30 protein-coding genes are annotated in these 26,636 nt (G+C 68.7%); 13 read left to right on the forward strand and 17 right to left on the reverse strand.

The window, feature by feature from the left end:
* Positions 1-53: 53 nt before the first annotated feature.
* Together HBE64_RS05370 and HBE64_RS05375 are read left to right on the forward strand one after the other, a co-directional pair.
* A complete protein-coding gene (locus HBE64_RS05370) occupies positions 54-1,196 on the forward strand; it encodes an NAD(P)H-binding protein (RefSeq protein WP_167098698.1) in 1,143 nt (380 codons plus the stop codon).
* Positions 1,193-1,888, forward strand: coding sequence for a CPBP family intramembrane glutamic endopeptidase (locus tag HBE64_RS05375; RefSeq protein WP_167098701.1), 696 nt, complete (start codon positions 1,193-1,195; stop codon positions 1,886-1,888). The genes HBE64_RS05370 and HBE64_RS05375 overlap by 4 nt, the downstream gene beginning before the upstream one ends.
* On the opposite strand, the gene HBE64_RS05380 is transcribed toward HBE64_RS05375, so the two are convergent.
* Positions 1,885-3,171 (reverse strand): MFS transporter, encoded by a 1,287-nt coding sequence (locus HBE64_RS05380; protein WP_167098704.1) that lies wholly within the window; start codon positions 3,169-3,171, stop codon positions 1,885-1,887. The genes HBE64_RS05375 and HBE64_RS05380 overlap by 4 nt on opposite strands.
* A 68-nt stretch (positions 3,172-3,239) precedes the next feature.
* Entirely contained in the window at positions 3,240-4,055 is an 816-nt protein-coding gene (locus HBE64_RS05385) for an enoyl-CoA hydratase (RefSeq protein ID WP_167098707.1), read from the reverse strand.
* A gap of 49 nt (positions 4,056-4,104) precedes the next feature.
* Here HBE64_RS05385 and HBE64_RS05390 point away from each other — a divergent pair, with 49 nt between their 5' ends.
* The 3 genes from HBE64_RS05390 to HBE64_RS05400 are packed head-to-tail and all read left to right on the forward strand — an operon-like array spanning position 4,105 to position 7,015.
* On the forward strand, positions 4,105-5,199 hold the full coding sequence (locus HBE64_RS05390; protein WP_167098710.1) for a CaiB/BaiF CoA-transferase family protein: 1,095 nt from the start codon (positions 4,105-4,107) through the stop codon (positions 5,197-5,199).
* 43 nt (positions 5,200-5,242) lie between these two features.
* Positions 5,243-5,998 (forward strand): 3-hydroxyacyl-CoA dehydrogenase, encoded by a 756-nt coding sequence (locus HBE64_RS05395; protein WP_167098713.1) that lies wholly within the window; start codon positions 5,243-5,245, stop codon positions 5,996-5,998.
* A 15-nt stretch (positions 5,999-6,013) separates the two neighbouring features.
* Positions 6,014-7,015: a nitronate monooxygenase family protein gene (locus tag HBE64_RS05400; protein WP_167098717.1), complete on the forward strand. Its 1,002-nt coding sequence runs from the start codon at positions 6,014-6,016 to the stop codon at positions 7,013-7,015.
* A gap of 101 nt (positions 7,016-7,116) precedes the next feature.
* On the opposite strand, the gene HBE64_RS24840 is transcribed toward HBE64_RS05400, so the two are convergent.
* Positions 7,117-7,248, reverse strand: coding sequence for a hypothetical protein (locus tag HBE64_RS24840; RefSeq protein WP_156432744.1), 132 nt, complete (start codon positions 7,246-7,248; stop codon positions 7,117-7,119).
* 159 nt (positions 7,249-7,407) lie between these two features.
* Here HBE64_RS24840 and HBE64_RS05405 point away from each other — a divergent pair, with 159 nt between their 5' ends.
* A complete protein-coding gene (locus HBE64_RS05405) occupies positions 7,408-9,666 on the forward strand; it encodes an MMPL family transporter (protein ID WP_167098720.1) in 2,259 nt (752 codons plus the stop codon).
* A gap of 34 nt (positions 9,667-9,700) precedes the next feature.
* On the forward strand, positions 9,701-10,333 hold the full coding sequence (locus HBE64_RS05410; RefSeq protein WP_167098723.1) for a class I SAM-dependent methyltransferase: 633 nt from the start codon (positions 9,701-9,703) through the stop codon (positions 10,331-10,333).
* On the opposite strand, the gene HBE64_RS05415 is transcribed toward HBE64_RS05410, so the two are convergent.
* Positions 10,322-11,038, reverse strand: a complete 717-nt coding sequence (locus HBE64_RS05415) for an NAD-dependent deacylase (RefSeq protein WP_167098726.1) — start codon at positions 11,036-11,038, stop codon at positions 10,322-10,324. The two genes, HBE64_RS05410 and HBE64_RS05415, sit on opposite strands and share 12 nt — an antisense overlap.
* Positions 11,039-11,075: 37 nt before the next feature.
* Between HBE64_RS05415 and HBE64_RS05420 the strand changes: the two genes are divergently transcribed.
* Positions 11,076-11,441: a GntR family transcriptional regulator gene (locus tag HBE64_RS05420; RefSeq protein ID WP_167098729.1), complete on the forward strand. Its 366-nt coding sequence runs from the start codon at positions 11,076-11,078 to the stop codon at positions 11,439-11,441.
* A gap of 4 nt (positions 11,442-11,445) precedes the next feature.
* On the opposite strand, the gene HBE64_RS05425 is transcribed toward HBE64_RS05420, so the two are convergent.
* Together HBE64_RS05425 and HBE64_RS05430 are read right to left on the reverse strand one after the other, a co-directional pair.
* A complete protein-coding gene (locus tag HBE64_RS05425; RefSeq protein WP_167098731.1) occupies positions 11,446-12,261 on the reverse strand; it encodes a class I SAM-dependent methyltransferase in 816 nt (271 codons plus the stop codon).
* Positions 12,262-12,285: 24 nt separating this feature from the next.
* Entirely contained in the window at positions 12,286-12,807 is a 522-nt protein-coding gene (locus tag HBE64_RS05430; RefSeq protein ID WP_167098734.1) for a DUF1697 domain-containing protein, read from the reverse strand.
* A 31-nt stretch (positions 12,808-12,838) separates the two neighbouring features.
* Here HBE64_RS05430 and HBE64_RS05435 point away from each other — a divergent pair, with 31 nt between their 5' ends.
* Both HBE64_RS05435 and HBE64_RS05440 read left to right on the forward strand, forming a co-directional pair.
* Positions 12,839-13,282 carry a PPOX class F420-dependent oxidoreductase gene (locus HBE64_RS05435; RefSeq protein WP_167098737.1) on the forward strand — a complete coding sequence of 148 codons (444 nt, stop codon included), beginning with the start codon at positions 12,839-12,841 and terminating at the stop codon, positions 13,280-13,282.
* Between the two features lie 17 nt (positions 13,283-13,299).
* The gene (locus HBE64_RS05440; protein WP_167098740.1) at positions 13,300-13,476 is read left to right on the forward strand and encodes a DUF5302 domain-containing protein; all 177 of its coding nucleotides are present in this window, start codon (positions 13,300-13,302) and stop codon (positions 13,474-13,476) included.
* Here HBE64_RS05440 and HBE64_RS05445 read toward each other — a convergent pair.
* The 7 genes from HBE64_RS05445 to HBE64_RS05475 all read right to left on the reverse strand — a co-directional run bounded on the left by HBE64_RS05445 (position 13,473) and on the right by HBE64_RS05475 (position 21,015).
* A complete protein-coding gene (locus HBE64_RS05445) occupies positions 13,473-14,687 on the reverse strand; it encodes an MFS transporter (protein WP_167098743.1) in 1,215 nt (404 codons plus the stop codon). The genes HBE64_RS05440 and HBE64_RS05445 overlap by 4 nt on opposite strands.
* Before the next feature lie 108 nt (positions 14,688-14,795).
* Complete coding sequence (locus HBE64_RS05450; protein ID WP_167098746.1) at positions 14,796-16,433, reverse strand: cation acetate symporter; 1,638 nt, start codon at positions 16,431-16,433, stop codon at positions 14,796-14,798.
* Positions 16,430-16,780 carry a DUF485 domain-containing protein gene (locus HBE64_RS05455; RefSeq protein WP_167098749.1) on the reverse strand — a complete coding sequence of 117 codons (351 nt, stop codon included), beginning with the start codon at positions 16,778-16,780 and terminating at the stop codon, positions 16,430-16,432. Before HBE64_RS05455 ends, HBE64_RS05450 begins: the two co-directional genes overlap by 4 nt.
* A gap of 165 nt (positions 16,781-16,945) precedes the next feature.
* The gene (locus HBE64_RS05460; protein WP_167098752.1) at positions 16,946-18,670 is read right to left on the reverse strand and encodes a cation acetate symporter; all 1,725 of its coding nucleotides are present in this window, start codon (positions 18,668-18,670) and stop codon (positions 16,946-16,948) included.
* Positions 18,667-19,050, reverse strand: a complete 384-nt coding sequence (locus HBE64_RS05465; protein WP_167098755.1) for a hypothetical protein — start codon at positions 19,048-19,050, stop codon at positions 18,667-18,669. Before HBE64_RS05465 ends, HBE64_RS05460 begins: the two co-directional genes overlap by 4 nt.
* On the reverse strand, positions 19,043-19,819 hold the full coding sequence (locus tag HBE64_RS05470; RefSeq protein ID WP_167098758.1) for a LytTR family DNA-binding domain-containing protein: 777 nt from the start codon (positions 19,817-19,819) through the stop codon (positions 19,043-19,045). Before HBE64_RS05470 ends, HBE64_RS05465 begins: the two co-directional genes overlap by 8 nt.
* Before the next feature lie 17 nt (positions 19,820-19,836).
* Positions 19,837-21,015: a sensor histidine kinase gene (locus HBE64_RS05475; protein ID WP_167098763.1), complete on the reverse strand. Its 1,179-nt coding sequence runs from the start codon at positions 21,013-21,015 to the stop codon at positions 19,837-19,839.
* A 31-nt stretch (positions 21,016-21,046) separates the two neighbouring features.
* Here HBE64_RS05475 and HBE64_RS05480 point away from each other — a divergent pair, with 31 nt between their 5' ends.
* Both HBE64_RS05480 and HBE64_RS05485 read left to right on the forward strand, forming a co-directional pair.
* Complete coding sequence (locus tag HBE64_RS05480) at positions 21,047-21,622, forward strand: HhH-GPD-type base excision DNA repair protein (protein ID WP_167098765.1); 576 nt, start codon at positions 21,047-21,049, stop codon at positions 21,620-21,622.
* Between the two features lie 22 nt (positions 21,623-21,644).
* The gene (locus tag HBE64_RS05485) at positions 21,645-21,791 is read left to right on the forward strand and encodes a DUF1059 domain-containing protein (protein WP_167098768.1); all 147 of its coding nucleotides are present in this window, start codon (positions 21,645-21,647) and stop codon (positions 21,789-21,791) included.
* Between the two features lie 81 nt (positions 21,792-21,872).
* Here the strand turns inward: HBE64_RS05485 and HBE64_RS05490 are convergent, their stop codons facing one another.
* The 3 genes from HBE64_RS05490 to HBE64_RS05500 form a co-directional block, all read right to left on the reverse strand.
* The gene (locus HBE64_RS05490) at positions 21,873-23,276 is read right to left on the reverse strand and encodes a wax ester/triacylglycerol synthase family O-acyltransferase (RefSeq protein ID WP_167098771.1); all 1,404 of its coding nucleotides are present in this window, start codon (positions 23,274-23,276) and stop codon (positions 21,873-21,875) included.
* A gap of 57 nt (positions 23,277-23,333) precedes the next feature.
* Positions 23,334-24,332: a hypothetical protein gene (locus tag HBE64_RS05495; RefSeq protein ID WP_208300651.1), complete on the reverse strand. Its 999-nt coding sequence runs from the start codon at positions 24,330-24,332 to the stop codon at positions 23,334-23,336.
* An 83-nt stretch (positions 24,333-24,415) separates the two neighbouring features.
* A complete protein-coding gene (locus HBE64_RS05500) occupies positions 24,416-24,985 on the reverse strand; it encodes a hypothetical protein (protein WP_167098777.1) in 570 nt (189 codons plus the stop codon).
* 202 nt (positions 24,986-25,187) lie between these two features.
* On the opposite strand from HBE64_RS05500, the gene HBE64_RS05505 reads away from it, so the two are divergent.
* The gene (locus HBE64_RS05505; RefSeq protein ID WP_167098780.1) at positions 25,188-26,354 is read left to right on the forward strand and encodes a mannosyltransferase; all 1,167 of its coding nucleotides are present in this window, start codon (positions 25,188-25,190) and stop codon (positions 26,352-26,354) included.
* On the opposite strand, the gene HBE64_RS05510 is transcribed toward HBE64_RS05505, so the two are convergent.
* Positions 26,329-26,616 (reverse strand): 4a-hydroxytetrahydrobiopterin dehydratase, encoded by a 288-nt coding sequence (locus HBE64_RS05510; protein WP_167098783.1) that lies wholly within the window; start codon positions 26,614-26,616, stop codon positions 26,329-26,331. The two genes, HBE64_RS05505 and HBE64_RS05510, sit on opposite strands and share 26 nt — an antisense overlap.
* Between the last annotated feature and the right edge of the window lie 20 nt (positions 26,617-26,636).

Raw genomic sequence — 26,636 nt, forward strand, 5'->3', positions numbered from 1 at the left:
TCTCACACCGACGTCAGGTTTGCGTCACGTCCGCAGCGCCAATATTTCGTACCGTGGAAGCAATGCGCATCCTGGTCACCGGCGCCACCGGATATGTGGGCTCACGGCTGGTGGCCGAACTCCTGCGGGACGGCCACCAGGTGGTGGCCGCCACCCGCGACCCCGAGAAACTCGGCCGCTTCGGCTGGTGTGACCGGGTGGACGGGGTGCTATTCGACGCCGATGACCCGGACACCGTCGAGGCGGCCTTTGCTGTTGCCGGGCCGATCGACGTCGTCTATTACCTGGTGCACGGCATCGGGATCAAGGGCTACCGGGACCGCGACAACTCCGGCGCGGCGATCGTCGCCGCCGCCGCCACGGCTGCAGGAGTGCGGCGCATCGTCTATCTCGGCGGGTTCGTCCCCGACGACGGCGCCCTGTCGGAGCACCTGGCCGGGCGGGCCGAAGTCGCCGCGGCATTGTCCGTCGACGGCGGCCCGGAACTGGTGTGGCTGGGTGCGGCGGTCATCCTCGGCGCCGGGTCGACGTCGTTCGAGATGGTGCGCTACGTCGGCGACCGGTTCTGGCTGATCCCGCTGCCGCCGTGGGCCGACAACGACATCGACCCGATCTCCATCCGCGACGTCCTCTACTACCTGCTGCTGGCGGCCGACCCGGCCAGCGTCCCGGCCGGCGCCTACGACATAGTCGGGCCGACGACCACCACATACCGCGGACTGCTGGAAAGCTATGTCGATGCGACGGGAGCGGTGCGGGCCGGACTGCCGGTTCATGACGTCATCCCACACGCACTCGTCGGCCGGGTGGCGGGTGCCGCGGTACCGGTGCCCAGCGGACTGGCCGCCGATCTCATCGAATCGCTGGACCATCCGATGACCGCCTCGGACACCGTGCTGGGTGACTACGTGCCGGATCCGCCGGGCGGTCTCACCGAGATCGACGACGCCATCGCCGCCGCGGTATCCAGTCCGGCGCCGCGGCCGGTGGACCAACTCGCCGACCCGCACCACCTCGCCGACAGCGACCCGGTCTGGGCCGGCGGGGACACCCTGCGACTGCAGCGGCTCGCCGCCACGGTGACGCCTTCGGTAGCGCGCTCGGCGCTCGGATTGTTCGCCGCGGTGCCCGGCCCGCTGGCCGGGGTGCTGCGCACCGGGCTGGATTTCGTATTGGCTAAGGTGCCGACACGATGACCCTGCTGTCGCAGATCCGCGCCGTGGCCGCGAACATCGCTGTGCCGCGTCAGGAATGGCCCTCGGTGGTGCGCCGCCGACGGATCCTGGTGTGCGTCGTGCTGGTGCTCGGCGCGGTACTGCTCGGGTATTCGTTGAGCCGGCGCCCCGGTGACGAGAACTTCTACTGGCTGACACTGGTGCTGGCCGCGGTGTGGACGGCGGGTGCGATGCTGTCCGGGCCGCTTCACCTGGGCTGTATCCGGTGGCAGGGGCGCAACCAGCGACCCGTCATCACCGGGGTCGCCGTCGGGTTGGGCCTCGGCGTGGTGTTCCTGGCCGGTGGTCTGGTGGTACGCGAGATCCCGCTGATCGCCGAACGCGTGACCCGCGTGCTGGAGTACACCAACCACGGCAACCTCACCCTGATCGTCGTCATCACGCTGGTCAACGGCTTCGCCGAGGAACTGTTCTTCCGCGGTGCGCTGTACACCGCGCTCGGTGCATTCCACCCGGTGCTGATCTCCACGCTGCTCTACACGGTGGCGACCTCGGCGAGCGGCAACCCCATGCTGGGGTTCGCCGCGATCATCCTCGGCACGGTGTGCGCCTGGGAGCGACGGGCCACCGGGGGAGTGCTGGCACCTGTGCTCACCCACGTGGTGTGGGGGCTGATCATGGTGCTGGCCCTGCCCCCGCTGTTCGGCCTCTAACCCAGCGGGTTGGCGATCTCGTCGCGCGGCATCCGAGCCGCCACCAAGGCGATCGCCGCCAGCAGCACCGGCAGCACGCCCGCCGCACCGAAGATGTACTCGACTGGCACCACCTTCGAGAGCGGGCCTGCCACGGCCATCGACACCGGCATGAAGGCCAGCGAGACGAAGAAGTCCAGGCTCGAGACGCGGCCCAGCATCGCCGGCGGCACGCGGCGCTGCAGCAGGGTGCCCCAGATGACGCCGGCGCCCTCGGCGAGACCGATGAGAAACAGCGCGATCAGCATCACCGGCAGCGAGGAGGTCGTGCCGACGATCACGAACGGCAACGAGCCGACGCCCCACATCGTCATCATCACCGTGAGGTAGCGCCGCGGCAGTGGTCGTGACGACACCACGACGGCGCCGATCGCGCTGCCAACTCCGAACGCGGCGAGCATCAGCCCGTACACCTGCGACCCGTGCGCGAACCGCTCGCGCGCGATGAACGGCAACAGCACCTCGATCGGGCCCAATGCCAGGAATACCCAGGTGCTGGCGAACAGCAGGGTCCAGCGCAGCCACGGCGTGTGCAGCACGAAGCGCAGACCGTCACGCAGATCGGTGAATACGTGCGGCTTTTCGCGGTCGACGGTCAGCACGATGTGCTCGCCGTCGCCCCGGCGCATCGACACCAGAAGGACCAGACCGATCACCATCAGCGCGGTCACCGTCACCGAGCCGAGTGCGGGGAAGGTGAGCCCGACCAGGACACCGGCCACCGCGGGGCCGATGGCTTGCTGCAGGGTCGGGCGGACTGCGCCTTCGACCCCGTTGGCGGCCAGCAGGTGCTCGGCCGGCAGGATCCTGGGCAGATAAGCGTTGTAGGCGGGGAAGAAGAACGCCGCACCGACGCCGAGAACCGTTGCGGCAACGGCCATATGCCAGAGTCGCAGTTCGCCGAGCAAGCCGAGCAGGGCAACAGCGCCGGTGGCTGTGGCATTGGCGGCCTCGACGGCGATGATGATTGCCCGTTGTGGCGCACGGTCGGCGACAATCCCGCCGACGAGCATGAAGGCCAGCATTCCGCCGGCGAGGCAGGCCGCGACGAGCGACAGCGCGGCGGGGTCGTCGGCCAGCGCGATGACCTGAAGGGCCATCACCACGGTCCACATACCTTCGGCGAACAGGAACAGCGACATCGCCGCGATCAGCAGGCGGAACTCGCGGAACCCGAAGGGGGCGAGCACACGCCAGCCGCCGGTGGTCCGCACCGGCGGGTCTACCTCACACGGCGTGCCCATGGAGTCGATGGTCCACGACCGAACGGGGTCGAGTCCACCGATTTTCAGCGTGGAGGCGGGCGGCCGCGCTACTCGTCGGTGAAGGTGGGCGTGCGGTTTTCCTGGAACGCCTTGGTTCCCTCGCGGAAATCATGGGACGCCAACAGGATTCGCTGGCCGTCGACCTCGCGTCCGATCGCAGCCTCCAGTTCGGTCAGTGTCGCGTCGTTGACGGCCTGCTTGGTCTTGCGCAGCGCCACCGCGGGCCGCGACACCAGAGTCTCGATCACCTTTGCCACCGCCGCGTCGAGTTCATCGGCCGGATGCACCGCGCTCACCAGGCCGAAGTCGAAAGCCTCGGCAGCCGAGATGCGTTCGGCCAGAAGTGCCATCCGCATCGCACGAATCCGGCCGATCGCGGCGGCCACCAACGCCGACGCGCCGCCGTCGGGCATCAGCCCGATCTTGGTGAACGCCAGCAGGAAAAACGCCTTCTCCGAAGCCAATACGATGTCGCACGCCAGGGCCAAGGACACCCCGACACCGGCCGCGGCCCCGTGCACCACCGCCACCACCGGTTTGGGCAGGGCCGTGATGGCGCGCACCGTGCGGTTGGCCTCGAGTAGTACCTCGTCGGGGGTATCCAACCTGCGGTTGGACTGGTCTTCGGCGCTGATGCCCGCCCCGGAGCAGAACCCGCGGCCTGCTCCGCCGAGGCGCACCACCTTGACCCGGGGGTCCGATGCCGCACGCTCCAGCGTGTCGGCCGCCGTCGTGAGCATCGCCGCGTTGAGCGAGTTGAGGCTGTCGGGCCGGTTGAATGTCACCGACAACACACCGTCGTCGAGCGACACCGCCAGATCCGCGATGCCGGTGTAGGTGTCGGGCGAGTCAAGCGTGGTCATGGCGGCAGCCTAAGCTATCCGGGCGATCAACCAACTGGAAGGTAGGGCAATGGCGGGACCACTTCAGGGTTTGCGAGTCGTCGAGTTGGCGGGCATCGGTCCGGGTCCGCACGCCGCGATGATCCTCGGCGACCTTGGTGCCGACGTGGTCCGCATCGAACGGCCCGGCAAGGGCCCGGGCATTCCGACCAAGGCCAGCAACGACTACCTGTTGCGCAACCGCCGATCGGTGGCCGCCAACCTCAAGGATCCCGAAGATCGTGACCTGGTCCTGCGGCTGATCGCCAAGGCCGACGTCCTCATCGAGGGCTACCGGCCAGGCGTCACCGAACGCCTCGGGTTGGGCCCGGAGGACTGCGCCAAGGTCAACGAGCGCCTGATCTATGCCCGCATGACCGGCTGGGGCCAGACCGGCCCGCGCAGCCAGCAGGCCGGCCACGACATCAACTACATCTCGCTCAACGGTGTGCTGCACGCCGTCGGCCGGGTCAACGAGCGCCCGGTTCCGCCGCTGAACCTCGTCGGCGACTTCGGCGGCGGTTCGATGTTCCTGCTCGTCGGAATCCTGGCCGCGCTGTGGGAGCGGGAGCGCTCCGGCAAGGGCCAGGTGGTCGACGCCGCGATGGTCGACGGCTCGAGCGTGCTCGCCACCATGATGTGGGCCTTCCGGCACATGGGGATGTGGGGCGACACCCGCGGCACCAACATGCTCGACACCGGCGCCCCCTACTACGACACCTACGAGTGCGCCGACGGCCGCCACGTCGCGGTCGGCTCGATCGAGCCGCAGTTCTACGCCGAGTTGATCGACAAGCTCGGGCTGGGATCGGCCGATCTGCCCGACCAGAACGACATCGCGCGCTGGCCCGAGCTGCGCGCCATCCTGACCGCGAAGTTCGCCGAGCACGACCGCGACCACTGGGCCAAGGTTTTCGCCGGCAGCGACGCCTGCGTCACCCCGGTGCTGTCGTTCGGCGAAGTCGAGACCGAGGCGCATAACACCGAGCGCGACACGTTCTACAGCGAGAACGGCTCGCTGTTCCCCGCTCCCGCGCCGCGGTTCTCACGGACGTCGCCCGACAAGCCCCGCGAGCCTGGCATTCCGGGAGCCGACACCGAGGCCGTTCTTCGCGACTGGGTATAGTCCCAACCAACCAGTAGGTCGACATACTGAAAGGAACACATCTGTGCTGATCAAGGACTCGGTAGCGGTAGTTACCGGCGGTGCCTCCGGGCTCGGTCTCGCCACCACCAAGCGGCTGCTCGATGCCGGCGCGTCGGTGGTCGTGATCGACCTCAAGGGCGAAGAGGTGGTCGCCGGACTCGGTGACCGCGCGAAGTTCGTCGCGGCCAACGTCACCGACGAAGCGGCTGTGACCGAGGCGCTCGACATCGCTGAGTCGCTGGGTCCGGTGCGGATCAACGTCAACTGTGCCGGCATCGGCAACGCGATCAAGACCCTCGGCAAGGACGGGCCCTTCCCGCTGGACGGTTTCCGCAAGGTCGTCGAGGTCAACCTGATCGGCACGTTCAACGTGCTGCGCCTGGCCGCTGAGCGGATCGCCAAGACCGAGCCCCTCAACGGCGAAGAGCGCGGCGTCATCATCAACACCGCGTCGGTTGCCGCATTCGACGGCCAGATCGGCCAGGCCGCCTACTCGGCCTCCAAGGGCGGCGTCGTCGGCATGACCCTGCCGATCGCGCGCGATCTGTCGCGCAGCCTGATCCGGGTGGTCACCATCGCCCCCGGCCTGTTCAAGACCCCGCTGCTGGGCTCGCTGCCCGAAGAGGCACAGAAGTCGCTGGGTCAGCAGGTGCCGCACCCGGCGCGCCTGGGTGATCCCGACGAGTACGGCGCCCTGGCCGTGCACATCGTCGAGAACCCGATGCTCAACGGCGAGGTGATCCGCCTCGACGGCGCGATCCGCATGGCTCCGCGGTAGAGCGAGGACATCGACATGGCGCTCAAGACGAAGTTCACCGAGGTCTTCGGTGTGGAGCATCCGATTGCCCAGGGCGGTATGCAGTGGGTCGGTCGCGCGGAACTCGTTGCGGCCGTTGCCAATGCGGGTGGGCTCGGGTTCATCACCGCGTTGACTCAGCCGACTCCGGCGGATCTCGCCAAGGAAATCCAGAAGACCCGCGAGCTGACCGACAAGCCGTTCGGGGTGAACCTGACGATCCTGCCGGCGATCAACCCGCCGCCCTATGACGAGTACCGGCAGGTGATCGTCACCGAGGGTGTGAAGATCGTCGAGACGGCGGGCTCCAATCCGGCGCCGCATCTGCCGATGTTCCATGACAACGGCATCAAGGTGTTGCACAAGTGCACCTCGGTGCGCCATGCGGTCAAGGCCCAGAGCCTGGGTGTGGACGGCATCAGCATCGACGGGTTCGAGTGCGCCGGCCACCCGGGTGAGGACGACGTTCCCGGGCTGGTGCTGATCCCGGCCGCGGCCAAAGAGATCGAGATCCCGATGATCGCCTCGGGTGGTTTCGGCGATGCCCGCGGCCTGGTGGCGGCGCTGGCGCTGGGGGCCGATGGCATCAACATGGGCACCCGGTTCATGTGCACGGTGGAGTCCTGCATCCATCAGAACGTCAAGGAAGCGATCGTCGCCGGTGACGAGCGTGGCACCGAGCTGATCTTCCGCAGCCTGCACAACACCGCGCGGGTGGCCTCCAACGTGGTCTCACGTGAGGTGGTGCAGATCCTCTCCGACGGCGGTCAGTTCGAGGACGTCAAGGACCTGGTGGCCGGTGTGCGCGGGCGGCGGGTCTTCGACGAGGGTGACGTCGATGCCGGGATCTGGACGGTGGGCACCGTGATGGGCCTGATCCATGACATCCCGACTGTCGGTGAGCTCGTCAGCCGCATCGTTTCTGAGGCCGAGGACATCATCACCGGCCGGCTGGCCGGCATGGTCACCTCGGGCCAGGACGCAAAAGTGCCCGCCTGATCATCAGGCGGGCACGCCGCGCAGGTCGCGCGGGAACGTCGTAAACCCCGACTGGCGCCACACCGCGAACCTGCGGTGCTGGCGCCTTTCGGCGTTTCAGGTCAGCTGGCGGTTGCCAGCGGAGGACGATCCTCGAACTGCTCGGAGGTGTCGCCCTCTACGAGGACATCACCGTGGTAGAGCGCGTCGAAGTCGACCTTGATGACATCTGCACTGGTGTCGTCGATCCACATGACACTGAGCGTATGGGTCACCATTAAGGAATCATTGAGTCACGATTCGGAAAATGGTGGCAATTCTTACTCCGGAGTCAGGTCGGTTGACGGCATAAGTCATCGTTGCGTCATCGAATACCGGCATTTCGGCTGGTGACCAGCGGTAAAGATGGGAACGTGCTGCAAAAACTGGCGCACCTCGCCCTCAGCGCGCCCCGGCGCGTCATCGCCGTGGCCGCCGCCGTCATGGTCGCCACCGCGATATTCGGCGTCCCGGTCGCCATGAGCCTGTCCGCGGGCGGGTTTCAGGACCCCACCTCGGAGTCCAGCCAGGCATCGCGGCTGCTCAGCGAGAAATTCGGCCAGAGCGAGCAGCAGTTGTTGCTGACCGTCACCGCCCCCGACGGCGCCGCCGGCCCGTCGGCCCGCGCCGTGGCCACCGGCATCGTCAACCAGCTCTCAGCCTCGCCCTACGTGCTGCGCATCAGCTCGGCATGGACCTCACCGCCGGCGGCCGCCGGCGAGCTGATCAGCCGCGACGGTAAAACCGGGCTGATCGTCGCCGTCCTGGACGGCGGGGAGAACAACGCCCAGAAGCACGCCACCGCCCTGGTCAAGCAGATCGGCGACGGTAAGGACGGGGTGACGGTGCGCGCCGGCGGCACCGCGATGATCTACTCCCAGATCACCAAGCAGACCGAACGCGACCTCTTGATGATGGAGTCGATCGCGGTTCCGCTGAGCTTCCTGGTGCTGATCTGGGTGTTCGGCGGCCTGGTGGCCGCGGCCCTGCCGATCGCCGTGGGGATGATGGCCATCTTCGGCGCGATGTCGGTGCTGCGGCTCATCACCTTCGTCACCGACGTGTCGATCTTCGGGCTGAACCTGGCCACCGCACTCGGTCTGGCGCTGGCGATCGACTACACGCTGTTGATCCTGAGCCGCTACCGCGACGAGCTCGCCGGCGGCGCCGACCGCGACAGTGCCCTGCGGCGCACCATGGCCACCGCCGGGCGCACCGTGTTGTTCTCCGCGATCACGGTCGCGCTGTCGATGTCGGTGCTGATCCTGTTCCCGATGTACTTCCTGAAGTCGTTCGCCTACGCCGGCGTGGCCACCGTCGCCTTCGCGGCCGCCGCGGCGGTGATCGTCACGCCCGCTGCCATCGTGCTGCTGGGCGACCGGCTCGACGCGCTGGACATTCGCCGGTTCCTGCGCCGGGTCTTCAAGCGACCCGAACCCGTCGACAAGCCCCTGGAACTCCACTTCTGGTATCGCTCAACGAAATTCGTGATGCGGCGGGCCATCCCGATCGGCACCGCGATCGTCGCGCTGCTGGTGCTGCTCGGTGTTCCGTTCCTGCACATCCAGTTCGGCAACCCCGATGACCGGGTGCTGCCCAAGAGCGCGTCCACCCACCAGGTCGGCGACCAGCTGCGCAACGACTTCGCCAGCGATTTCTCCACCGCGGTGTCCATGGTGATCCCCGACGCCGACGGCATCGCCCCGGTGGAGATGGAACGCTACGCCGGCGACCTGTCCCGGATCCCGGACGTGGCGCTGGTGTCGGCGCCCACCGCGACGTTCGTCAACGGCAAGAAGGTCGGCCCGGCCTCGGCGCCGTCGGGGATCGCCGAGGGCAGCGCCTATCTCACCGTGCGCAGCACCACCCCGCTGTTCTCCGATGCGTCCAAGATTCAACTCGACCGGCTGCACGCCGTGCCGGCCCCGGCCGGGCGCGACGTGCTGATCACCGGCGGCGCACAGGTCAACCGCGACAACGTCAACGCCATCGTCTCGCGGGTGCCGTTGGTGCTCGGGCTGATCGCGATCATCACGTTTGCGCTGCTGTTCCTGCTCACCGGCAGCGTGGTGTTGCCGCTGAAAGCCTTGGTGCTCAACGTGTTATCGCTGTCGGCGGCCTTCGGCGCACTGGTGTGGATCTTCCAGGAAGGCCATCTCGGCGCCTTCGGCACCACCCCGACCGGGACCATGGAAGCCAACATGCCGGTGCTGCTGTTCTGCATCGCCTTCGGCATCTCGATGGACTACGAGGTGTTCCTGGTGGCCCGCATTCGGGAGTACTGGCTGGCTTCCAATAAGACACGCGAGGACAACGACGAGAGCGTGGCGCTCGGGCTGGCCCGCACCGGCCGGGTGGTCACTGCCGCCGCGCTCATCATGGCCATTGCCTTCGCCGCGCTGATTGCCGCCCAGGTGTCGTTCATGCGGGTGTTCGGGGTGGGGCTGACGCTGGCCGTTCTGGTCGACGCCACCCTGGTGCGGATGGCGCTGCTGCCGGCGTTCATGCACGTGATGGGCCGGTGGAACTGGTGGGCTCCCAAGCCGCTGGTCCGGCTGCACCAGCGGTTCGGTTTCAGCGAGGCGCCACCGGAGCCGGTGCCCGCCGCCGTCGGGGCACGCGGCGGCGGTTAGCGTTGAGGGACAGTCGGCGAAAGGACCCTCGACGATGACGGCACAGACTTTCGACAATCCGTTCTTCGCCCGGTTCTGGACGGTGATGTCAGCCCACGAGTCGGGTGCGATGAAGAAGATGCGCACCCAGAACCTGGCCGGCCTGAGCGGGCGGGTGCTCGAGATCGGCGCCGGGACCGGAACCAACTTCGAGTTCTACCCCGACACCGTCGCCGAGGTCGTCGCCCTGGAGCCCGAAACCCGGCTGGCCCCGCAAGCCAGGGCGGCTGCCGCCGCCGGGCGGGTTCCGATCACCGTGATCGAAACCACGGTCGAGACCATGCATGCCACTGAACCGTTCGACGCGGTGGTCTGCTCACTGGTGCTGTGCTCGGTGGATAATCCGGAAGCTGTTCTGCGCCAATTGAAGTCGGTGCTCAAGGCCGGTGGTGAACTGCGCTACTTCGAGCACATCGCCCAGCCGGGCTGGCGCGGCGGGCTGCAGCGGGTGGCCGACGCGACGATCTGGCCGCGGATGGCGGGAAACTGCCACACTCACCGGGAGACCGAACGGGCGATCGCCGGCGCGGGCTTTTCCATCCAGACCGCCCGGCACGAGGCGACATTCCCGGCGTGGGTGCCGCTGCCGGTGCAGGAAGTCGCGCTGGGCCGGGCGTTAGCTACCTAGAAGTTCGGGCAACTTCTGCAGCAGGGTGGGCAGCGCCGTGCTCGACGACTCCCGGATCACGAGCGTCGCGTTATCCGACAGCGGTGTGGGTTCGGGATTGACCTCGACGACGATCGCACCGCGGGCACGTGCCACGTCGGGCAGACCGGCCGCCGGGTAGACGATGCCCGAGGTGCCGACCACCACCAGGACGTCTGCGGTGGCGACCGCCTCGACGGCGGCCTGCCACGGCTCGTCGGGTAGCTGCTCGCCGAACCACACGATGCCGGGCCGGATCAGGCCGCCGCACTCACACGTCGGCGGCATCTTCTCCAGTTGCGGCTCCGGCATGTCCGGCAGCGGGCCGTGATAGCGCGAACCGCAGGTGTCGCACCAGAACTCGGCCAGGCTGCCGTGCAGGTGGTGCACCGGCGTGCTGCCGGCCCGCTCGTGCAGATCGTCGACATTCTGGGTGACGACGGTGACGTCGGCGTAGTCCTGCCATGCCGCGACCGCGCGGTGGCCGTTGTTGGGTTCCACGGTGGCAACCAGGTGATGACGCCACAGGTACCAGGCCCACACCCGTTCGGGATGCCTTTGCCAGCCGTCGGTGCTGGAGAGTTCATAGGGGTCGTACTTGGCCCATAAACCGTTCTTGTCGTCCCGGAACGTCGGTACTCCGCTTTCGGCTGAGATCCCCGCCCCGCTGAGCACCGCGATACGCACATCCACCAAAATAGCCGGTCTCAGCGATACTGAGCGGGTGTCGGAGTTGGGGGATTGGTTGCGCGTGGATACCCACGCGCCGAAACCGCTATTTGATCAGTTGAGGACTCAGATCATCGACGGTGTGCGCACCGGTCGGTTGCCACCGGGCACTCGGCTGCCGACGGTGCGCGAGTTGGCCGGGCACATGGGACTGGCCGTCAACACCGTCGCCCGGGCCTATCGGGAGCTGGAGACGGCGGGAATCGTCGAAACCAGGGGCCGGTTCGGGACGTTCGTGGCCCGCGCTGACCCGGCCGATGCGGCGATGGCCGCCGCGGCCAACGCCTATGCCGAGACCGCGCGGGCGCTGGGTCTGGGTAAGTCCGAGGCGCTGCGCTACCTCGACGCCGCCTTCGGCTGAGCCCTCAGCCGAACTCCAGCACCGTGTAGGCCCCGCGCAGGTTCCTGGCCGGGCGAAAGCCCCAGATCGCCGGGAACACCTTCTCGAAGAAGAAGCCGCGGCCCCTGGGCATCGGGATGTCGCGCACGGCCTTGACGCCGGGCACCGTGCGGACCAGATCGGCGAGCTGGTCCACCGACAGGCTGAACGGCATCGGGGGCACCCGGTAGTGCTTGGAGGAACGCATCCCTTTCGGGGCGAGCTTCTTGACCATCACCGGCGGTAGGTCGAAGAACATCTGCCCGCCGGGAAAACGCTTGGCGCACTGGGTGATCAGCTCCATCGCCTCGTGCGGCTGCAGGTACATCAGCAGGCCCTCGGCGGTGATGAACACGCCGTTGCTGCTGTCCACCTTGTCCATCCAGCTGTAGTCCAGTGCGGACTGCGCCAGGTTGGTGATGCGGGGGTCCGGCGGCAGCAGGCGTTCGCGGATCTCGATGACCGGCGGCAGATCCACCGACACCCAGCTGAACTCGCTGTTGGGCAGGGCCTCGGTCAGCCGCCAGAAGCTGGTCTGGAAACCTTCGGCCAGCGCCACGACCGTGGCCTTGGGGTGGGTGCGCAGGTAGTCGACGGCGCAGCGGTCCACCGCCAGCGACCGCAGCGCCATCTCCTGGCCCTTGCGCCCGAACTTGTCGTAGTCGAAGGCGATCGCGTCGCGCAGTTCGATGGCCATCGGGTCGTGCAGGATCGCCCCGGGCAGGCTCGCCTGGTGGGCGCGGCCGTTGAGGGTTAGCAGTGCGGTCTCGGAGACGCCGGTGAGTTCGACAGGCTGGTTCATCACTGAAAACACTACCGGCGCGGCTCAGCGCAGGACTTTGGCCAGCGTGCGCAGGTTGCGGGTGGTGGTCGAGGACTTGTAGCGCTTCTTGCCCATCGTCTTGCCGATGGTGGAGTCCAGGGTCGCCGCCTTGGGCACCTGCCAGTACAGCACTCCGTCGCCGCGGGCGATCTTCTCGTGCGGGCCGGCGCCGTCGGCCAAGCCGGCGAGTTCGTCGAGCACCGCCGGGTCGCTGACGAACGTCACATAGGAGTGGTGGCCCTCGACCTCGGGCTCGAACGGATAGGCCTCGGCGATGGCGCGCACGGTGTCGAGGTCGTAGACCAGAACCCACGCCTCGTAGCCGAACGCCTCACGCAGCGCGGCTTCGGCCTTCATCCGCACCGTGGCCGCCGAACCGGACGCGTCGAGCACGACGTTGCCGCTGGCGAGGATGGTGCGCACGGCGCCGAATCCGGCGTCGGTCAATGCGGTTGCCACGTCGGCCATCTTTAGTGTGACGCCGCCGACGTTGACCCCGCGCAGGAAAGCCGCGTAGCGCGTCATGACCCGAGGTTACCGACGTAGTGTCGACGTTATGGGCCGTGACGTGTTCGACGACAAGCTGCTGGCGCTCATCGCGGGGAACTCGCTGGGCGTGCTGGCCACCATCAAGCGCGACGGCCGGCCCCAGTTGTCCAACGTGACCTATCACTTCGACACCCGAGACCTGGCGATCGAGGTGTCGATCACCGAGCCGCGGGCCAAGACCCGCAACCTGCGCCGAGATCCGCGGGCATCGCTGCTGGTGGCCTCCGACGACGGCTGGTCGTACGCGGTCGCCGAAGGTGACGCCGTGCTCAGCGCGCCGGCGGCCGCGCCGGACGACGACACCGTCGAGGGGCTGATCGCGCTGTACCGCAATGTCGCCGGTGAGCACCCGGACTGGGACGAGTACCGCCAGGCGATGGTCACCGACCGGCGGGTGCTGCTGCGGCTGCCGATCACACACCTGTACGGGATGCCGCCGGGCAAGCGCTGAACCGCTACGCTGCGAGGATGGCCGAGTCAGAGTCCGAACCGCAGGACGACACCAAGCGCAAGTTCCGCGAGGCGCTGGAGCGCAAGAAGGCGAAGTCGGCGGGCAATGCCGGCCACAAGGACGGCGCCAGCAAGCAGCCCCGCGCGCACGGACCGGTGGAGAACCGCCGGGAGTTCCGCCGCAAGAGCGGCTAGTCGCTGCGCGCTGCGGAAAGCGTTGCCGCCGAGGGATTTCCCGAACGGGACTCCTGGCGCAGGATGCCGGCCAGGCAGCCCAGCGCCAGCACACCGACAGCGATGGCGAACGCGATGCCGCTGGGACGTAAGCCGAATGCCTGGGCGGCGAAGCCTTCGCCGATCACCGGCACCGCGATCGCGATGTAGGCCACCACGAAGTAGGTGGAGCTGACTTCCGCGCGCCGGTCCGCGGGAGTGCGTTCAGCGACGGCGGCCAGCCCGCGGCTGAAGCTGATGCCCTGCCCCACGCCGGACACCACGGCCGCCGTGATCAGCCCGGCCAGCGACGAGAACACCAGGGCGGCAACCAGAATCGCCATCCCCGCGGCAAGGATCGCGCAGCCGACCGCCACCGCCCGCTGCGGGGCGACCCGGGCAGCCACGATCTGCGCCACGGCCGAGGCCCCGAAGATCGTCCCCGCAATCACACCGGCCAGCGCGTGGTTGTCGATGCCGACGACCTTGGCCAGGAACGCCGGTGCCACCGAGGTGAACAGCCCGGTGACCGAGAACCCGGCGAACGCGGCCAGCGCCGCGGTGACGAACACCGAACGCACCTCCGGTGGCACCGAAAGACGTTGGAATCCAATGCGTCCGGTTCGGCGTGAGGTTTCAGGAACCAGCAGTACCGACACCGTGGCCAGCGCCGCGAGCACAATGTGTACGACGAAGGTCAACTGCAGTGGCGCGGGGGCGTACTGCGCGAGCACGCCGGCCAGCACCGGCCCGGCCCCCAGGCCGCCGATATTGGCGACGGTGGCCACCGCAGGCGCCCGGTCCCGCCAAGCCGGCGGGGCGGCCTCGATGACGGCAGCGGTGGCGGTGCCGGTGAACAATCCCGCCGACAGCCCGGAGAGCACCCGTGCCACCAGCAGCACCGGCACCGAGTCCGCGGCCAGGAACACCGCGGCGCTGGCCACCGCGCACGCCGTCCCGGCCAGCAGCATCGGGCGGCGGCCAACGGCGTCCGACCACCGCCCGAACACCAGCAGCGCCGCCAGCACACCGCCGGCGTAACTGGCGTAGATCACGGTGGTGGTCAGCACCTCGAAGTGCATGCGCTGCCCATAGAGCGCGTACAGCGGCGTAGGCAGGGTGGTGCCGGCCATGACAGCGGCGAACGCGTAGGCCAGTAACGCGAACGAGAACACTCGCCGGGTGGGGGTCATGGTCATAAGACGCGGCGGGCTGGAGCGAAGCGACCGGGGATCATAACCAAGGTCAACGTCGTCGACACGCCTTCACCATTCCCGCACCCGGCGAGATTCTCACCTCATTTAGTGGTGCGTCGCCCTCTCGGCGCCGACGCCGGTCAGCGAGCGCACCTCCATCTCGGCATTGAGTTCCGGATCGCCGGTGTCCGAGGACGTCAGCGTTCCGATGACACCGAGGATGAAGGCCAGCGGGATCGACACGATGCCGGGGTTGGCCAGCGGGAACCAGTCGAAGTGGGCACCGGGGATCATCGAAGTCTTGGTCCCCGAAACCGCGGGGGAGAAGACGATGAGCACGATGCAACTGATCAGGCCGCCGTACATGCTCCACAGTGCGCCACGGGTGTTGAACCGCTTCCAGTACAGCGAGTAGACGATCGTCGGCAGGTTGGCCGAGGCCGCTACCGCGAACGCCAGTGCCACCAGGAAGGCGACGTTCTGCCCGTTGGCCAGAATTCCCAACCCGATCGCCGCGATACCGAGCACCACCGCGGTGATCCGGGAGACCCGCACCTGCTCGTCCTCAGTCACCTTGTGGTTCTTGAGAACACTGGCGTAGACGTCGTGGGCGAACGACGCCGACGCGGTGATCGTCAGGCCGGCCACCACCGCGAGGATCGTCGCGAAGGCCACCGCGGAGATGACGCCGAGCAGAATCACGCCGCCGAGTTCGAAGGCCAGCAGCGGAGCCGCGGAGTTCTGCCCGCCCGGAGCCTTCAGAATCTTGTCGGGCCCGACCAGCGCCGCGGCGCCGTAGCCCAGCACCAGGGTGAACAGGTAGAAGGCGCCGATCAGCGCGATCGCCCACACCACAGAACGGCGTGCTTCCTTGGCGGTGGGCACCGTGTAGAAGCGCATCAGCACATGCGGCAGACCCGCGGTGCCCAGCACCAGCGCCAGACCGAGCGAAAGCAGGTTGAGCTTCGAGGTGGTCGACGCCCCGTACTGCGCGCCGGGTGCCAGCACGTCGCGGCTGGCCACTCCCTTGGTGGTGGCCTGGTGCACCATGTTCTGCGCCGAGCCCAGGATTTCGGAGAAGTTCAGCCCGAACTTGGCCAGCACCATGATCGTCATGAGCGCGGCCCCGGCGATCAGCAGCACCGCCTTGATGATCTGCACCCAGGTGGTGCCCTTCATACCGCCGACCAGGACGTAGACGATCATCAGCACGCCGACCACCGCGATGACGAACGACTGCGCGGTGCGGCCGTGGATGTCGAGCAGCAGCGCCACCAGACCACCGGCGCCGGCCATCTGGGCCAGCAGGTAGAACAGCGACACCGTCAGCGTCGAGGTGGCCGCGGCCAGCCGGACCGGCCGCTGCTTGAGCCGGAAGCTCAGCACGTCGGCCATCGTGAATCTGCCTGTGTTACGTAGCAATTCGGCCACCAGCAGCAGTGCCACCAGCCAGGCCACCAGGAAGCCGATCGAGTACAGGAAGCCGTCGTAGCCGTAGACCGCGATCGCGCCCGCGATGCCCAGGAAGCTGGCCGCCGACAGGTAGTCGCCGGCGATCGCGATGCCGTTCTGCGGGCCGGAGAACGCATGGCCCGCAGTGAAGAACTCGGTGGCATTGGTGTTGGAGCGGCTGGCCCGAATCACGATGAACAACGTGATGATCACAAAGGCCACGAAGATGCTGATGTTGACGACCGGATTGCCGATCTTGGTGCTCTCGGCCAGCAAGGTCACGTGATTCACTGCTGGCTCCAATGCATTTCGTTGCGGATCTTCTCGGCACGCGGGTCGAGCTCGCGGTTGGCGAAGCGGACGTAGAGACCGGTGATGAGGAACGTCGTCAGGAACTGGCCCAGCCCGAGCAGCAGGCCGACATTGACGTTGCCCCACACCTTGATCGCCATGAAGTCATGGGCGAAGGCACCCAGCAGGACGTAGCTGGCGTACCAGATGAGGAAGAAGGCCGTCGTGGGGAACACGAAGCGGCGCAGGGTGCGGCGCAGCTCCTGGAACTCCGGGCTGGCCTGCACGGCCAGGTATTGGGCGCCGCTGGGTTGGGTTTCCCGCGGCGGGATGTCAGTTGAGGGCACCGCACGCTCCTGTGGTTGTGAACTCGATGGTGTTCACAGGCTATTGAGAGGTGGGTCACAGTTCCTAGGGTCACGAGCTGAACTGTCGGAGCGTGCGCCCAACGGTTGTCCGGCGGCGACGAGCGGTTGTCAGCTCCCCGGGTCGCTCCGCTCCTGCCCGCCGGCTCAGCCGCGGGGGACACGCTCCACGCTCATGCCAAGGCGTTCGGGCACGTGCATGCGGGCGAAGATCCGTGCCACGTCCGGTGGGACGTCGGCACGGGTCGCCCGGCTGACGATCACCATCGTCGCGAACGCCAACGGCACCGTCACTGCGGCGGGATACCCGATCAGGGTGGCCGGCCAGCCGTGCAGTCCGGTGTCGTCGACCCAGCCGGTGACCGCCAGCAGGGCGGCGAGACCGGACGACAGCGCCCCGACGATCAGGCCCGCCGCCGCGCCCGCGGCGGTCAGCCCACGCCACCAGATACCCAGCACCAGCAGCGGGCACAGCGTCGAGGCGGCCACGGCGAACACCAACCCGACGCCGCGGGACAGCTCCAGCGAGGACGCGATGAGCGACAACGGAATCGGGATCACCCCGGCGATCACAGCCACCAGCCGGAAGTCCCGGACCCGGCCGCGCATTACGTCGGTGGACAGCGCGCCGGCGATGCTGACCAGCAGGCCCGAGGAGGTCGCCAGGAACGCTGCGATGGCACCGGCGGCGACCAGCGCGCCGATCAGCTCGCCGGGCAGCCCGGCGATGGTGGCCGACGGCAGCACCAGCACCGCCGCATCCGACTTGCCGGTGACCAGAAGTTGCGGGACATAGAGCCGGGCGAACACCCCGAGCAGGGTGGGGAACAGATAGAACAGCGACAGCAGCGCGATCACTGCCAGTGCGGTACGTCGCGCGGCCCGGCCGTCGGGATTGGTATAGAAGCGCACCAGCACATGCGGCAGGCCCATGGCGCCGAGGAAGGTGGCCACCATGATCGAGAACACTTGGTAAAGCGGGTGTTTGCCGCCCAAGCCGCCGCCGTTGGCGATCCACTGCTCACCGGTGGGCGGCGCCCCTGCGACCACCGGCGTCTGGGCGCCGGCGGCCAGGGTCAGGGTGCTGCCCCCGGGCAGGGTGTACTGGCCGGGGCCGGGCAGGGCGCCGCTGCGGGCTGGTCCGGTGACGGTGACACCGGTCGGGTCGGTGACGGTGACGACGACGGCAGTGTCGACGGCGACGGTGGTCTGGCGGTCCACGGTGGGCGGCAGCGGCCCGCCCAGTTGCGGGTGCTCGGTGCCGAAGTGGACGGCCAGCACCAGTGCCGGCACTGCGACGGCGGTGAGTTTGAGCCAGTACTGGAACGCCTGCACGAACGTGATCGACCGCATGCCGCCGCCGACCACGTTGACGACCACGATGCCGCCCACCAGTAGCGGACCGATCCAGACCGGCACGCCCAGAAGGGTTTTCAGCGTCAACCCGGCGCCCTGGTACTGGGGAACCAGATAGAGGATGCACACGGTGACGACCACCAGCATGGCCACCCGGCGCAGGCGCGTCGACCCGAGCCGGAACTCGGCGAAGTCCGGAACCGTGTAGGCGCCGGAGCGGCGCAGCGGTGCGGAGACGAACAGCAGCAGGCCCAGATAGCCTGCGGTGAAGCCGACCGGGTACCACAGGGCGTCGGCCCCGTACTTGGCGATCAGCCCGGCGACGCCGAGAAAGGATGCCGCCGAAAGGTATTCACCCGATATCGCCGCGGCGTTCCACCGCGGCCCGACGGTGCGCGAGGCCACCAGGAAGTCCGACGTGGTCCGCGCCAGCCGCACCCCCCAGGCCCCGACGGCCACCGTCGCCACCGCGGACGCCAGCAAGCCACCGGCCGTCAGGGCGGTCGCGGTGCTCACCGGTCGGGCCCGTCCTCGTCGACTACACCCATGAAGTCGCGCTCACCCTGCTCGGCCAGCCGGATGAACAGCCGGCCCACCCCATACATCGCCGGGTACACCAGCACGGCCAGGATCAGCCAGTTCAGCCGCATCCCGAACACCGTGACAGCGGCGAGTTCCGGGAAGGCGGCGTTGAGCAACGGCAGCGCGGCCATCCCGCCGGCGACCAGCGCGGCCAGCCGCAGCGCCAGCCCGAGCTGGGCGCGCACCAGGCCGCGCACCAGCGCGTCGCCGACCTCGGTCTGCTCCTGCACCTCGACGCGGGTGTGCACCACCCTGGTGCCCCGGCGGTGTGCCAGCACCACCCGCTCGCGTTGCGGGCGCCCGGATCTAGTCATCGCCGCTGCCGGGCCGGAAGGTCCGCATCGGGTCGCGGATCAGCCGGTCGCGCAGCTCGCGGGCCTGCCTGCGGCTGACCGGCAGCTCCACCGGTGGTGATGATCCGTTGGCCCGCAACCGCACCAGCGTCGAGGCACCGGAGGTGCGCAGGCCGGTGACCATGTTCAGCGCCACCAGATACGAGCGGTGCACGCGCTGAAAGCCCCGGCTGCGCCAGCGGTCTTCCAAGGTGGTCAACGGGATTCGGACCAGATGCGATCCCGAAGCCGCATGCAGCCGGGCGTAGTCGCCCTCGGCCTCGACCCAGCCGATGGTGTCGGCGCGCACCAGCTGGGTGACCCCGGCGAGTTCGACGGGGACGGTGTCGCCGATCGATTCGTCCTGCTGCGCTGCGGGTTCGGCGCTGCGGGCCGCGACGACCCGGCGGACAGCCTCGTCGAGGCGCTCCGTGCGGATCGGCTTGAGCAGGTAGTCCAAGGCCCCGACTTCGAAGGCGGCCACCGCCTTGTCGTCGTGCGCGGTGACGAACACGACCGACGGCGGGTGCGCGAAGTTGCCCAGCACGCTGGCCAGTTCGAGCCCGGACAATCCGGGCATGTTGATGTCAAGGAAGATCGCGTCGACGGTGCGCTCGTTGAGGATGCGCAGTGCGGAGGTGGCGTCGCCGACCGCGACCACGTCGGCGACGTCGGGGTGTTCACCCAGTAGATACGCCAGTTCGTCGCGGGCAGGGGCTTCGTCGTCGACCGCGAGCACCGAAAGCGCCATCCCACCTCCCTCGGGCTCTAGGCCCGCACGCCCGCCCGGAACTTGGGCACCCGCATGATGACTTTGGTACCCGCGCCCGGGGCTGTCTCGACCACCAGACCGTAGTCGTTGCCGAAGGCCGCGCGCAGGCGATGATCGACATTCGTCAAGCCGACGTGGGCGGCCTGCTCGCCGTCTGCCAGCACGTCGCCGTGCCCGGAGCGCAGGATCTCCGGATCCATCCCGATGCCGTCGTCCTCGACGGTGATCACGCAGTCGGATCCTTCGTTGCGCGCGACGATCTCGACCGAGCCGCCGGCGCGGCCCGCCAGGCCGTGCCGCACGGCGTTCTCGACCAGCGGCTGCAACGCCAGGAACGGCACCACCACGGTGAGCACCTCGGGGGCGACCTGCAGAGTGACTGAGAGGTTGGTGCCGAACCGGGCACGCTCCAGCGTCAGATAGCGGTCGATGTTGCGCAGCTCGTCGGCTAGCACGGTGTACGGGCCGGCCGAGCGGAACGAGTAGCGGGTGAAGTCGGCGAACTCCAGGATCAGGTCGCGGGCACGGTCGGGGTCGGTGCGCACGAACGAGGCGATGGTGTTCAGCGCGTTGTAGATGAAGTGCGGGCTGATCTGGGCGCGCAGCGCGAGCACCTCGGCGCGGTCCAGGCGGGCCCGCGATGCCGCGAGTTCGGCGAGCTCGAGCTGGCTGGCGGCGTAGCGGGCGACCTCACCGATGGCGCCGAGCATGCCCGGGGCCGGCTCGGCGGCGTTGACCGCGACGAGCACGCCGATGACGATCCCGTCGTCGTCGAGCAGCGGCTGGGCGACCACCGCGGGGGTCTGGTCGCGGGCCAGCACGCGGCGCTGGCCGGCGATCGCCTCGCGCGCGGTCTGGTGGCACACGGCCGTGGTCGGCGGTGCCCACAGGTCTCCGCCCGGGTCGGCGGCCAGCAGGGTGCCCTCGCCGTCGTAGAGCGCGACGCCGTCGGCGCCGGTCAGGGTGCGCAGGTGGGGCGCGGCTCCCTGCGCGGAGTCGGCGTCGAGGCCTTTTCGCAGTGAGCGGGCGGCCAGTGAGGCGGTGTGCAGGGTGGCGTGCACGGCGCGCTCGGCGGGTGTGCTGACCCGGCGGCGGGTCAGCACCGCCAGCACGCCGATGATCAGCGCGACCGCGGCCAGCGAAGCCGCCAGCGCGATCGCCACCGCTCCCGACATCTCGCCTCCTGCTTCGACCTACACTGTCGCCATGGCGCAGTTGCAACTGACCCAGGATCCCGCGGCAGACAGCCTCCTGTCCGAGGATCCGTTTGCTCTTCTCATGGGCATGATGCTTGATCAGCAGATCCCGATGGAAGTCGCCTTTGCGGGCCCGCGCAAGCTGCTCGAGCGCCTCGGTGGCATCGACCCCCGTCTGATCGCCGAGTACGACCCGGAGAAGTTCGCCGAGGAGTTCGCGAAAACCCCTGCGGTGCATCGCTTCCCGGGTTCGATGGCCAAGCGTGTGCAGGATCTGGCCCGCGAGATCGTCGACCGCTACGACGGCGACACCGCGCGGCTGTGGCTCGACGGCGACCCCGACGGTGCCGAGGTGCTGCGCCGCCTGAAGGCACTGCCCGGCTTCGGTGAGCAGAAGGCCAAAATCTTCCTGGCGCTGCTGGGCAAGCAGTATGGCGTCACCCCGCAGGGCTGGCGGGCCGCCGTCGGTGACTACGGCAAGGCCGGCACCCACATGTCGATCGCCGATGTCGTCGATAAGGGGTCGCTGGACCAAGTCAGGGCGTACAAGAAGAAGATGAAGGCCGCAGCGAAGGCGAAGGCCTGAGCTCACTAGCGCAGGAGGCACCATGAAGACCCATCTGAACTGTCCGTGTGGCGAGGCGATCCGCGGCAAGGACGAGGACGAGCTCGTCGAGCTCACCAAGGCGCACCTGGCCTCGGCGCATCCGGGCATGGACTACGGCCGCGACGAGATCCTCTTCATGGCCTACTAGGCCACACCGAGACTGAAGCCAGGCAGACGCTCACTCGCAGTTCTTCTGCGTGGTGTCAGTCTGGGCGACAGGGGGGGACTACTAGGCCACGCCCACGGCGGCCTCCAGGTCGGCCAGCGCCTTCTCGGTCAGCGGAACCAGGTCGTCGATGTCGGCGATCACGTCGCGGTCGGCCACATAGCCGACCCCGATGCGATCGGCGTACGAGCACACCGTCACATTGAGCGCCATCCCGTCGTAGACCACCGACACGGGGTAGATCTCGTCGACGTGCGCGCCGTTGAAGTACCGCTGCTCCTGCGGGCCGGGCACATTGGAGATCGGCAGGTTGTAGCTCGGCCGGATCCACGACGCGAACGGCAACTGCGGCGCCAGCACGGTCGGGCCGATCGCCGGCATCAGCACCACCAGCATGGCCCCCGGCCCCTGCGCCGCCACCTGGTGTTTGACGTTGCCCATCGCGTAGTGCACCAGGGTGAGCCGCTGCCCGGCATCGGAGATGTTGGTGCCCAGCGGGCACAACCCCAGCCCGAACTGGTTGCCGTGCTCGTCATCGTCGGCCGCGCCGGGATCGCGCACCGTCACCGGGCAGATCGCCACCAGCGACTGGCGCGGCAGCTCGTCCTGCTCGGCCAGCCAGTCCCGCACCACACCTGAGATCACCGCGGTGACGACGTCGTTGCCGGTCACCCCCGCGGCCTGCTGGATGGCGCGAATCCTGTTGCGGTCCAAGCTGGTTGCCGCCACCGATCGGTGCGCTCCGAGCTTGGTGTTGAACCGGGTGTGCGGTGCCCCGAACGGCGGTGCCACCGCCGGGGTGGTGAGGCTGCCGAGGATGGTGGCGAGCTCGCCGGCCACCACGTGGCGGGTCAGGCTCAGCCCGGAGGCCGCCACACCGGCTGCCGCCTTGACCGCCGACAGCGGGTTGGGCAGGCGCCTGGTCGGCGGTCGCTTCTCGGGTGCGGCGGTGCAGGCGTAGAACGGCGGCATGTCGCGCTGCTCGGGGTCAGACGTCAGGGAGTCGCCGATCATCTTCAGCCCGGCCACCCCGTCGACGACGATGTGGTGGACCTTGAGGTAGAAGGCGAAGCGCCCATCGGCCAGGCCGTCGATCAGATACGCCATCCACATCGGCGCCGAGCGGTCCAGCGGCAGTGCGTGAAGGTGAGAGACCAACTCCCACAACGCTTCCGGGCCCGACCCCTGCGGAAGCGTGCGGCGCTGCATGTGGTGGCGCAGGTCGATGTCGTCGGCGTCGCGCCACACCCACACCCCGGCGGTGTCGATACCGCGGTAGGGCCTGCGGCGCAGCCGCGGGTCGATCGGTGCGGTGGCGCTCAGGCTGTCCGCGTAGAGCGTCTCGACATAGCTGCGGGTATCGACGCCAGGAGGTGGGGACAGGATCATCACCACGGCGACGTGCATCGGGCTCGACAGCAACTCGCCGGTGAGCATCAGGGCGTCGATCGGGTCGAGCGTCTCCATTGGCGGGCCGATCCTGGGGTTGGGCGTACTGCCAACCCTAGCGCGGTGTTTCGCCGATCAGGGCACGACGGTCGAACCGATCGTCGGCATGAAGGTGCACTGCTTGTCGACAGTGGTCACCTGGCCGAAGATCGTCGACATGATGCTGCCCGAGCCGGTGTCGGCGACGGCGGTCAGCGTGGTCGGGCCCTGCGGGTTGATGTCCGGGTTGGGCTTGAGCGTGGCGCTGCCCGACTTGCCGGTGGTCAGGTTGACCCACGTGACGTTGAGCGGCAGCTTCTGCTCGGCGGCCGGGGCGGGTGTGCCCACCGCGGTGAACACGTAGGCGGTCTGGCCGGCGACCGGTCCGGGGGTGGGGATCTTGGCCGGCCCGGCGACCGAGATCGCGGTCGCGATGACGTTGCCGCCGTCTTTGAGGCAGCCGTTGGAGATCGACGGGTACATGAAGTCCTGGGTCGGCGGGCTGGCCGGGTCGTAGTTGGGCGCGGCGGGCGCAGCTGCGGGCGCCGGCGCCGGCGCCGCGATGGCGTTGGCGGCCGGGACGGCAGCCGGGGCGGCCGGGGTGACGGAGGTGACCGGGGTCGGGATTTCCGGCAGCGCGTCGGGAGCCGGCCCGACGGCATGCGTCGGGTCGATGCCCTCGGGCAGGTGAGCCTCACCGCCGTAGGCGGCGCCCGGTGCCGGGAGGTGTTCAGGCAGGGGGACGGGGCCGTTGCCGGTGCCGGGCGTCATCAACGGCGTGGTGCCGTGTGCGACGCCGGTCAACGCCTGGGCGGCGGGGGGTGCCCCCACAGGCATCGCGGCCGACGGGCCCGCGGCCCCGCCCTCCTGCACGAACTTGGTGACCTGCTGAGCCAGCGCCGCCGAACCGGCCGGCGTGGTGGCATTGCCGGCCAGCTGTGAGGCAGCGGCCAGCAGCAGCTGCTGCGCCGATGAGGGATTGCCAGCGGCCTGCTGGATCACCGGGCTCAGGCTCTGCACGGCGTCGAGGCCGGGCAGCTGGCCGGGATCCAGCGGAATGGTCGGGTCGGCGGTCGCGACCGGCGTCAGACTCATGGCCGCGACGAGCGCGGCGGCGGTCAGGCCGGCGGACAGCTTGGCAATCTGCACGGTGTGCTCCCTTATCGGGTCGTTGACGGTCAGGGCAGAGCGGACAGCGGCAACAGCTGGCCCAGGCCGGCGCCGCCCGGGGTGGTCGGCGCGATCGGCGGGTTGCTGGCCGGCGGTACCTCGCCCGGTGCGTTCACCGGCGCGTTCGCGATGCCCGGCGTGTTGCCGATGGCCACCGGGAAGGGCACCGACTCGGGGGTCAGGTTGGCCAGGTTGCCGGGCACGCCGAGCTGGTTCAGCAGCGGGATGATCGGTCCGGCCATACCGCCGGCCGTGGGGGCCGGGGCCGGGGCGGGCATGCCCGGCAGCGGCGCGGTGGCCGCCGGTGCGCCGCCGATCGGCGAGACCGGAACCGTCTGCGCGGGCGCGCCGGTGATGGCCGATGCCCCGGTCAGCGCGGTGGCCGCCGTCTGCAGCAACGCCGCGGCGCTGGCCGGGTTGGTGGCGAACTGCTGGAGCATGTTGAGCGCCGGCACGCCGGGAATGGCCGGCGAAACGGCCGGGTCGGCGGCCGCGGCGGGGCTCAGTGCAAGCGCCGCCGAGCACAGTCCGGCGGCCGCAATCGCGTTGGCAGCGAACAGCTTTGTGAAACGTGACATGGTGATCCCAATCCTTCGATGGCAGGTCTGCACCCGAAGGTAGTCCGTTACTAGAGTTACTCAAGTGACACGTGTGGCGTTTATGCAACCGTTACGGCAGTGATGGCCTACGGTGATGCGCCGCGTCGGACAAGCCCCGCGCCGGCAGTAACGCCACGGCGGTGATCCCGCCGGAAAACCGCCGTGGCGTTACTGTCGCGAGGTGGGTAGAACGCGCTCATCGGCTCTGCTGCTCGCGCTGAGCGTGGCCGCCCGCCTGGCCTGGACCTACCTGGTGCCCAACGGTGCGAACTTCGTCGACCTCCACGTCTACATCGGCGGGGCGGCCGCACTCGATCACCCCGGCACGCTCTACTCCTACGTCTACGCCGACCAGACCCCCGACTTCCCACTGCCGTTCACCTACCCGCCGTTCGCCGCGCTGCTGTTCTATCCGCTGCACCTGCTGCCGTTCGGTCTCGTCGCGTTCTGCTGGCAGGTCGGCATCATCGCCGCGCTCTACGGCGTGGTGCGGGTGAGTCAGCGACTGCTCGGCATCACCGACGGGCGCCCGACCGCCATGCTGTGGACCGCCGTGGCGATCTGGATCGAGCCGCTGCGCAGCACCTTCGACTACGGCCAGGTCAACGTCATCCTGGTGCTGGGAGTGCTCTACGCCGCCTACAGCAGCCGCTGGTGGCTGTCCGGTCTGCTGGTCGGGGTGGCCGCGGGCATCAAGCTCACCCCGGCGGTCACCGGGCTGTACTTCCTGGGGATGCGCCGCTGGGGTGCGGCGATCTTCTCGGCGGTGGTCTTCGTCGCCACCGTCGCACTGTCGATGCTGGTGATCGGCCAGCAGGCCCGCTACTACTTCACCGACCTGCTCGGCGATGCCGGCCGGATCGGGCCGATCGGCACGTCGTTCAACCAGTCCTGGCGTGGCGGTATCTCCCGCATCCTCGGCCACGACGCCGGCTACGGCCCACTGGTGCTTGCCGCGATCGCGGTGACGGCCGTGCTGGCGGTACTGGCCTGGCGGGCCCTGGGCGCCGACGGCGACCGCGACCGGCTGGGCTCGCTGCTGGTGGTGCAACTGTTCGGCCTGCTGATCTCGCCGATCTCGTGGACCCATCACTGGGTGTGGTTGGTGCCCTTGATGATCTGGCTCATCCACGGCCCGTGGCGGCTGCGCCCCGGCGCGCGGCTGCTGGGCTGGGGCTGGCTGGTGCTCACCCTCATCGGGGTGCCGTGGCTGCTGAGCTTCGCCCAGCCGACGATCTGGCAGATCAGCCGGCCGTGGTATCTGGCCTGGGCCGGGCTGATCTACATCGTGGCGACGCTGGCGACGCTGGGCTGGATCGCCGCTAGCGGTCGGCGAGAATCTCGTTGATCTCCCGGGCCATCGCAACGTCCTTGTCGGTGATCCCGCCCTCGGAATGTGTGACGAGCGCGAAAGTGACAGTCCGCCAACGGATATCGATATCTGGATGATGGTCGGCGCGTTCGGCGTGCTCGGCCACCCGGCGCACCGCCTCGATACCGTCGAGGAAGGCGCCGAACGTCACCGAACGGCGCAACGCACCGTCGAGGCGATGCCAGCCGTCGAGATCCTCGGCAGCGGCGTCCACTTGTTCATCGGTCAACACAGCCATGCTTCGACGGTATACCGTCG

It is taken from the genome of Mycobacterium sp. DL592, from assembly GCF_011694515.1.
Taxonomy (GTDB): domain Bacteria; phylum Actinomycetota; class Actinomycetes; order Mycobacteriales; family Mycobacteriaceae; genus Mycobacterium.

What these genes read in the sequence shown, in the direction of transcription:
- HBE64_RS05425 (WP_167098731.1), bottom strand. Translation starts at nt 12,261, where the DNA reads ATGAACCAGCCTGTCGAACTCACCGGCGTCTCCGAGACCGCACTGCTA.
- HBE64_RS05400 (WP_167098717.1), top strand. Translation starts at nt 6,014, where the DNA reads ATGGCGCTCAAGACGAAGTTCACCGAGGTCTTCGGTGTGGAGCATCCG.
- HBE64_RS05480 (WP_167098765.1), top strand. Translation starts at nt 21,047, where the DNA reads ATGGCGCAGTTGCAACTGACCCAGGATCCCGCGGCAGACAGCCTCCTG.
- HBE64_RS05485 (WP_167098768.1), top strand. Translation starts at nt 21,645, where the DNA reads ATGAAGACCCATCTGAACTGTCCGTGTGGCGAGGCGATCCGCGGCAAG.
- HBE64_RS05390 (WP_167098710.1), top strand. Translation starts at nt 4,105, where the DNA reads ATGGCGGGACCACTTCAGGGTTTGCGAGTCGTCGAGTTGGCGGGCATC.
- HBE64_RS05465 (WP_167098755.1), bottom strand. Translation starts at nt 19,050, where the DNA reads ATGACTAGATCCGGGCGCCCGCAACGCGAGCGGGTGGTGCTGGCACAC.
- HBE64_RS05435 (WP_167098737.1), top strand. Translation starts at nt 12,839, where the DNA reads ATGGGCCGTGACGTGTTCGACGACAAGCTGCTGGCGCTCATCGCGGGG.
- HBE64_RS24840 (WP_156432744.1), bottom strand. Translation starts at nt 7,248, where the DNA reads ATGTGGATCGACGACACCAGTGCAGATGTCATCAAGGTCGACTTCGAC.
- HBE64_RS05500 (WP_167098777.1), bottom strand. Translation starts at nt 24,985, where the DNA reads ATGTCACGTTTCACAAAGCTGTTCGCTGCCAACGCGATTGCGGCCGCC.
- HBE64_RS05440 (WP_167098740.1), top strand. Translation starts at nt 13,300, where the DNA reads ATGGCCGAGTCAGAGTCCGAACCGCAGGACGACACCAAGCGCAAGTTC.
- HBE64_RS05495 (WP_208300651.1), bottom strand. Translation starts at nt 24,332, where the DNA reads ATGAGTCTGACGCCGGTCGCGACCGCCGACCCGACCATTCCGCTGGAT.
- HBE64_RS05510 (WP_167098783.1), bottom strand. Translation starts at nt 26,616, where the DNA reads ATGGCTGTGTTGACCGATGAACAAGTGGACGCCGCTGCCGAGGATCTC.
- HBE64_RS05410 (WP_167098723.1), top strand. Translation starts at nt 9,701, where the DNA reads ATGACGGCACAGACTTTCGACAATCCGTTCTTCGCCCGGTTCTGGACG.
- HBE64_RS05430 (WP_167098734.1), bottom strand. Translation starts at nt 12,807, where the DNA reads ATGACGCGCTACGCGGCTTTCCTGCGCGGGGTCAACGTCGGCGGCGTC.
- HBE64_RS05475 (WP_167098763.1), bottom strand. Translation starts at nt 21,015, where the DNA reads ATGTCGGGAGCGGTGGCGATCGCGCTGGCGGCTTCGCTGGCCGCGGTC.
- HBE64_RS05375 (WP_167098701.1), top strand. Translation starts at nt 1,193, where the DNA reads ATGACCCTGCTGTCGCAGATCCGCGCCGTGGCCGCGAACATCGCTGTG.
- HBE64_RS05470 (WP_167098758.1), bottom strand. Translation starts at nt 19,819, where the DNA reads ATGGCGCTTTCGGTGCTCGCGGTCGACGACGAAGCCCCTGCCCGCGAC.
- HBE64_RS05380 (WP_167098704.1), bottom strand. Translation starts at nt 3,171, where the DNA reads ATGGGCACGCCGTGTGAGGTAGACCCGCCGGTGCGGACCACCGGCGGC.
- HBE64_RS05490 (WP_167098771.1), bottom strand. Translation starts at nt 23,276, where the DNA reads ATGGAGACGCTCGACCCGATCGACGCCCTGATGCTCACCGGCGAGTTG.
- HBE64_RS05445 (WP_167098743.1), bottom strand. Translation starts at nt 14,687, where the DNA reads ATGACCCCCACCCGGCGAGTGTTCTCGTTCGCGTTACTGGCCTACGCG.
- HBE64_RS05385 (WP_167098707.1), bottom strand. Translation starts at nt 4,055, where the DNA reads ATGACCACGCTTGACTCGCCCGACACCTACACCGGCATCGCGGATCTG.